General features: G+C 43.2%; 4 protein-coding genes. 2 read left to right on the forward strand and 2 right to left on the reverse strand.

Annotation, left to right across the window (positions count from 1 at the left end; translation table 11 throughout):
• Together MWU82_RS23700 and pepE are read right to left on the reverse strand one after the other, a co-directional pair.
• Positions 1 to 2,473 (reverse strand): hypothetical protein (locus MWU82_RS23700; RefSeq protein ID WP_247098198.1); only part of this gene is annotated, 2,473 nt, incomplete at its 3' end.
• Between the two features lie 216 nt (positions 2,474 to 2,689).
• Positions 2,690 to 3,382 (reverse strand): dipeptidase PepE, encoded by a 693-nt coding sequence (gene pepE, locus MWU82_RS23705; RefSeq protein WP_247098200.1) that lies wholly within the window; start codon positions 3,380 to 3,382, stop codon positions 2,690 to 2,692.
• Positions 3,383 to 4,176: 794 nt separating this feature from the next.
• Between pepE and MWU82_RS23710 the strand changes: the two genes are divergently transcribed.
• Both MWU82_RS23710 and MWU82_RS23715 read left to right on the forward strand, forming a co-directional pair.
• The gene (locus tag MWU82_RS23710; RefSeq protein WP_215948671.1) at positions 4,177 to 4,935 is read left to right on the forward strand and encodes a hypothetical protein; all 759 of its coding nucleotides are present in this window, start codon (positions 4,177 to 4,179) and stop codon (positions 4,933 to 4,935) included.
• 476 nt (positions 4,936 to 5,411) lie between these two features.
• Entirely contained in the window at positions 5,412 to 6,155 is a 744-nt protein-coding gene (locus tag MWU82_RS23715) for a carboxypeptidase-like regulatory domain-containing protein (RefSeq protein WP_215948672.1), read from the forward strand.
• Positions 6,156 to 7,002: the final 847 nt, after the last annotated feature.

Genomic DNA, 7,002 nt, shown 5'->3' on the forward strand with positions numbered 1-7,002 from the left:
CGTTTACCTTGGTCTCTGACCCGTCCGCTCCCGTACTTGTCAGTACGTATGGGTCTAGTGTTGTTCCCGAACCCGAAACTGATACGGTTGCACTTGGATTTATGATCGTCTCGGAACCATCTGAAATTGAAGCTAATAGTTCGGCATCAGTTGCGAATACGGGGTCTAAATCGAGAGAAGGTACGGTATTCGCATTTTCTATTATATTTAGAGAGGTTCCGGATAACGTAAAACTCGTTATTAATTCATCATTGGGGTTGGTGCCAGTTGTTGTAATACCGTCTATTTCTGTTTGTAATTCCTCAATGGCGGCTTGTACATTATTACTGGTTGTATTTACTGTTGGGGAAAAAGTTATATCTGCTGCGGCAGGGTTGCCAGCAGCTCCCGTTAATACATAGGGATTGCCACTTGTTCCTGTACCCGTAACACCTATAGTTGAATTAACGGCATCAATTATAGTTTCAGAACCATCAGCAGCTTGGCTCAAGACATATGCCATTGTAGCTGCATCCTGCGGGGCTGTAGGGTCAGATAAATTGTTTATTTGATTGTTTCCAGCGCTCGTTCCATTTCCCAAGACACTGGCTAAATCCTGATTACCACCTACAGCTCCAATTGCCGCATCGATACCAGCTAAGTGTGCCTCTACATTTGATGCACCCGCTGTGTAATTAGTTGGTGTAGCGGCAACTGGAACAGCCGCCGCATTTTGTTCATCTGTGTTATCCAAATAGGGTACCAGACTTATTGCAGCTCCCCCATCTTCTAGTGTTAAGGAGTTGCCGGCCAAGGTTAATTGTTGATCATCAGCAACAGCACCGCCGGTAGCATTGATTATGTATGGGCTTCCATTGGTTCCATTCCCGCTTATAGTAATATTGGTTCCAGCATTTATTTCTGTTTCAGAACCATCTGTCCTACTATCAACGTAGGCCATGGTGGCTGCATCTTGGGCCGCTACCGGATCTAATAAATCGTTAATTCTATTGCTTCCAGCACTAGTACCATTGCCCAAAACACTGGTCAAGTCTTGATTTCCTCCTACAGATCCTACGGGAGCCCAAGTTACTACTCCCGCTCCATTTGTTGTCATTATCTGATTCGCCGCTCCTGGTTGTATTTTTATTGGCGTAACATTCGCGTTCAATATTTTTACGGAGCTAACGGAGTCATCTGATAGTTCGGCAGTGCCCACAGCCCCGGCAGTAATTTCTAGATTCACATCATTAAAGGCCGCATTAATACCATTAGTTATGGTAAGATCATTGGATGTTATGTCTCCTGTGCCTCCAACACCACCCACCTGGGCATCTACATAAGCTTTAGTGGCCGCATCATCGGTCGCAGTTGGGTTTGCAACATTTGTTAATCTGTTAGTGCCAAGACTTACAGGGGCAGCAGCAGCTCCAAACCCACTTAAAGGAATGTTGGCTTTGTCCAATTTATCATTAGTAACTGCATTGTTGGCTATGGTAACCACGCCAGTATTATTAATGGTAGCATCCCCACTCATAGCCACTCCTGTGGCTACATTCCCGGCATTGCCCACAAAGATGTTTGCGCTGTTCAAGCTGCTTACTGCCCCTGCCGCCAGATCTACATACGTTTTAACCGCATTTTGGGTCGGGTAGAGGGTGGTGGAATTGCCTAGGTTCGTATCATCGGATTTATTGGCTACATCTTCTTTGGTGCCAAGTGCTGCAGTGTTGGCCGCAATATCCGCACTGTTTTGGCTAATGTTATTGGCATTGGCCAAGATGTCTCCAATCACCGTATCGGCCACCTTAATGGGGTCCGCCGCCGTACCTGCCCCAGTAATCGTAGTCTGGTCCGCCTGGGTGGCACCGAGCTCGTTCTTGTTTAGCCATACCACATTACCGCCAGCATCGGTTGTCAATATCTGATCGAAGGCCCCGGGCTGCATGTCGCTGGGCTGAATGGTGCCATCAATAATTTCCAGAGTGCCAACAGCGGCCTCCTGTATTTCGTCTTTTCCTACGGTATTGTCCTGTAACTCGGAGGCGCCAACGGAGTTGGGGGCCAATTGTCTTTCCCCAACGGTGGCCGTTGCAATATCGGCGCCAAAAACGGTTTCGTTAACTATGTTCATCCCTGTAATTTGCCCTACCTTAAGGTCATAGTTATTGCCACCGGTGGAAGTAATTACAACGGTGCCGTCGTCCGAAGTAAAGGTAATGGAGCCGGCCACGGCATCGCAGATATCTTTCCACTCCGCACCCGTATAGTAATGGATACATTGTATGTCCGTATTGTACACCATGGCACCCGCAGAAGGTATTATGGCATTCATTTGTGCAGTGTTTACACGGGTGATTACCAATACCCTGGAACTACTTTCCAGCTCCAGCACAGAACTAGGGTCTATATTTTGCGGGTTGTCCCCGATCTTAATCTGGGCCTGCACGGCCATTCCCAATAGCAGGCAAAAAAAGAAGTGGATATATTTCATTTTCAATTTTTTTAGTTTTCTCCTACTTTATTTTCGTTCAAGGTTCAAGTTTTTTGCGCCCACAGCCGATGGATTTGTACTTAAATCCATACTACCTTTAAACTAGGGCACTTATACTTTTAAAACAAGGGCTATCAAAAGTAAAATTATCGTAAGATATTCACAGTTTTATCGGGTAAAATACGTTACTACTAGGTGAACTGAAATGTATCCCCGTTAAAAGGGAATAATCTTGCTTTCATAAGGTTTTTTTCCAGCTTCAAAGATGCGTGCGGTACCCTCGCCCTTAAGAATTTTATGGTCTCCGCTCACCAAAATATAGTTGCCTTCGCGGAGGCCTATTACGGGGGTAGTATTAAAGATATGAAATTCACGGATCCTGGTCTCCCTGGTTTCCCCTTTATGTTGGCTATTGGGGTCCGGATCCATATAATGGGGGTTGAGATTAAAATTCACCACTCCCAAAGTGTCAAAACTGGGTGGGTATACTATGGGCATGTCGTTGGTGGTCTTCATGCTAGGGCCCGCAATATTGCTGCCCGCACTGGTGCCTAGATAAGGGGTGCCGGACTCTATTTTTGCCTTCAAAGGATTTATAAGCTGCAATTGGTGCAATTGCTGTACCAAGAGAAACGTGTTTCCCCCACCTGTAAAAATGCCTTCCGCCTGGGCGAGGCCTTCTAGCGGATCTTTAAAGGTATGGAGTCCTCTCACTTTTATATTTATTTTGGAAAAGGCAGTGGCCGCCAAGGCAGTATAGGCATCATGGGATATACCACCAGGCCTGGCGTAAGGAATGAAGGTAATGGTGGAACAGCCTTTAAAAAACGACTTTAATTCTTCCAACAGATATTCCAAATACTCTTGTCCAAATAGGGTAGAGGTGCTGGCCAATATTATTTTTTTCATCTTTTTTATGTTTTTTTTCGTGAGACCCGCATTTCAAAAGCAATTTGCGTATTGAAATGTGATGGTCGAACGAACCACGCCTTTTGGCGTGGTCTATTTATTACGATCTGACCCATGGTCTATATCCCGTTGTTCCCGCTCCCAAAGCAATTTGCGAATTGAAATGCGATGGTCGAACGAACCACGCCTTTTGGCGTGGTTGCAGTTTCAGCCCACAACCTCGGGGAATTTAGGGGCGGAATGCAAATTAACAAAAGTTTAAAGGTCTTTATCTTTTTTATGAACCCAACTTGCTTTTTCTTTATCCCGTATTGGAATAAAAGCAGCACTTAAGTTTATTAGTGAAACTCAATTTGGAGAAGTCAGTAAGATGCACTTAAAATTGCAAGTTGAACTAATCCCGCCTTTTTCGGCGGGATCTAGGTACAATACCTCGACCCTAGGGTCGATTCCTATTATTGGGTTCAGGGCTTGCCCTGAGGTTTAATACCTTTTATTTCTTTGAAGTGATTTAAACTTTATGGATTGAGGCGAACCCGCCCGATCCGGTACGGGCGGGATTTGATGGTTTTGGGCCCATATGAAGGCTTTTTTGAGCTGCATAGCTGGGATACGGAGCAAAAAAAAGACAGGACGGAGCGTATAAAAATAACCCGGTGGGTTATTTTAGCGAACGGGCCGGCTGGCGCAAGGACGAAAAACGGCGATTTTTTAGCCAATTTGTAAAAGTTAAAAACACTTCTTTGAGAAAAATAGGATATTTGACGCTTAATTTATCTAATTTTAAATAAAAAATGCAAAATAGAATACTCTTCCTACTTTTCTTCTTATGTGTCGCTATGTCTTATTCTCAGGATGATGATCGCCAATATTTAAGAGGGCAGGTACTGTATAGAAATGTGAATGTTCCCAATGAGAATGTCATTAATGTTACTACTGAAATGGCCACGATTACCAATGATAAAGGGGAGTTTGGGATTATGGTGAAAGCGGGCGACCAATTGGTGTTTACGGCCATTAATTACCAGTTGAAGGTGGTAGATATTACCGATGAAATTTTGCAAAATAACAGGCTGGTAGTAGAGGTGACCGAAAAGGTGACCGAATTGGACGAGGTAGTGGTAACACCGGAAAATCAGGAAAAATTTCTTCAGGCCCAAAACAAGGAATTCCTGAATAGGGAATATGATTATGAAACTGACCGTTTAACGGAGGTGGAAAACATTGCTATGTCCAATGCCGACAAGGGTATGAAGGACGGACTTAATTTTGTGAATATTTTTAAAGCGCTTATGTTGGCTACCAAAGGCAGTGATACAGATGTTGAGCGGGAGCCTTTAAAGGTAAGCGAGGTTTTGCGTCAGGTATATGATGATGAATTTTTTGTGCTGGACCTTAAGCTTCCACAAGATAAAATAGACGATTTTTTGTTGTATTGCGATACCCAATTGCCAGAAAGGTCATTGTTGCAAAAGCGCAATGAATTTCAGCTGATAGATTTCCTGGTCACCCATAGCAAGACCTATTTGGAGGGTTTGCAAGCGGAGAAGTAGTTGGTGTTTGCCTGTGGGCAGTAATCAGTAATCAGTGGGCAGTAAACAGTAATTAGTTGATTGTTCAAAGTTGAATGTTGAAAGTTCAATGTTCAGATCCATTTTGTCTGGTCGAGCGGAGTCGAAATCGAAGCAAACAGCGGATAACCGGAAGGTTTAAAGTTGAATGTTCAAGGCTTTTTTGTCTGGTCGAGCGGAGTCGAGACCTCTTGAAGGAGAGTGAACAGTTGGCAGTAATCAGTTGAAAGTTTCGTATCTAACATCTAAAATCTAATGTCTAGTATCTAATGTCTAACATCTAGTATCTCAATTCTAATATTTAACATCCATTGTCTAATATGCCCAGTGTATCAAGTCTATAATAAATTGCTATCAAGACTTGAACAGGGCAAATAATCCTCAATAAATAGAACGTAGTGCGCATTGTCCCAATATATTTGGTTTTTATATTCTACAGTGTATTTGCACAAGCGCTAATGGCACAGGATTTTTCCAAGACCTTGGAAGGAAAAGTGTATAGTGACGATGGGGATGTAGCTGCTACCCACGTACTTAATACCACCACCAAAAAAGCTGCCATTACCGATATCAACGGATTTTTCTCCATTGTAGTAAGTCTTAACGATACCCTGGTTTTTTCTGCCGTACAGTATAAACGCAAGGAAATTGTGGTCAATGCCAGTATCTTGGAGAGTAAATTTTTATCCGTTCCCCTGGAAGAATCCAATATTGCTTTGGATGAGGTTATCGTTATGCCTTATAACCTAACGGGGGAGTTGGGCAGGGATATGAAAAACATGGACGTGGGACCGGTAATTTCTGCCACTAGTTTGGGGCTGCCCAATGCCCATGTAAAGCCCTTGATGCAGAGTGAAAGATTACTCAGGGAAGCATCTATGGGTCCTTTTTCTATAGGTATGCTGACGAGTATTCCGTTCAATCCGATGATCAATGCCATTACCGGACGCACCAAAATGTTGAAGAAACGCGTGGCACGGGATATTAAGTACAACAAATCCCAACAATTGCGCACCCAATTTGCCGATAGTCTTTTTGTGCTGCAACTTAAAATTCCCTTGGAAAAAATAGACGATTTTTTGTATTACTGTGAGGTCGATGCCAATTTCAACACTATTGTGGATAGTCAGGATTTATTCGCCATTTGGGAGTTTATTAAACAAAAAAGTGTCATTTACAGGAAGAATAATGGGATGGAGTGAGGAACAGTGGTCAATTAACAATTAACAATAAACAGTGAACAGTGAGCAGTTATCATTAGCCACCGAATGACGAGAACGGAGATTTAGCGGAGTCGAAATCGAAGTTGGAAAACAGTGAGCAGTGAAAAGTGAACAGTTGAAGGTTTAAGGTTGAATGTTCAAAGTTTAAAGTTCAAGGTTTTTTTGCAAGGTCCCCTCGCTGTCGCAAGCGTCACGCTCGTGCCCTAACAAGTCATTTCAAAAGGAAGTGAGAAACCGAAGGTTCACGAATATCTGTAAAATAGAAACGTCATGAGCAAAATCACACAAGTGGCTATAATCAAATATGTGCGACTTCTCAATCGCCCCGAAAAAAAGGCTCAGGTCGAAGTGACTGCTGTGTCCGTTCGAGCGTCAGTTCGAGTGAAATGCCGGCAGGCATTTTGTATCGAGAACTTTTGATGGAGAGTGAACAGTAGTCAGTGAACAGTTATCAGTAGGCAGTGAGCAGTGAAAAGTGAACAGTTGAAGGTTTAAGGTTGAATGTTGAAAGTTGAAAGTTGAATGTTCAAAGTTTAAAGTTCAAGGTTTTTTTGCAAGGTCCCCTCGCTGGCGCGAGCGTCACGCTCGTGCCCTAACAAGTCATTTCAAACGGAAGTGAGAAACCGAAGGTTCACGAATATCTGTAAAATAGAAACGTCATGAGCTAAATCACACAAGTGGGGTTATGTTCATTTAAGTGTGTCATTGTTATTCCAGACCCAGTCTTTCTAGATAGGTCAAGGCCAGAATAGAAATAACTTTGGTCCAACTTCTTGGTCTACTCCATTTCTTTGCCAGTCTGCTACTGACCAAATATAATAATTTA

The organism is Arenibacter sp. S6351L (assembly GCF_023016025.1).
Taxonomy (GTDB): domain Bacteria; phylum Bacteroidota; class Bacteroidia; order Flavobacteriales; family Flavobacteriaceae; genus Arenibacter; species Arenibacter algicola_B.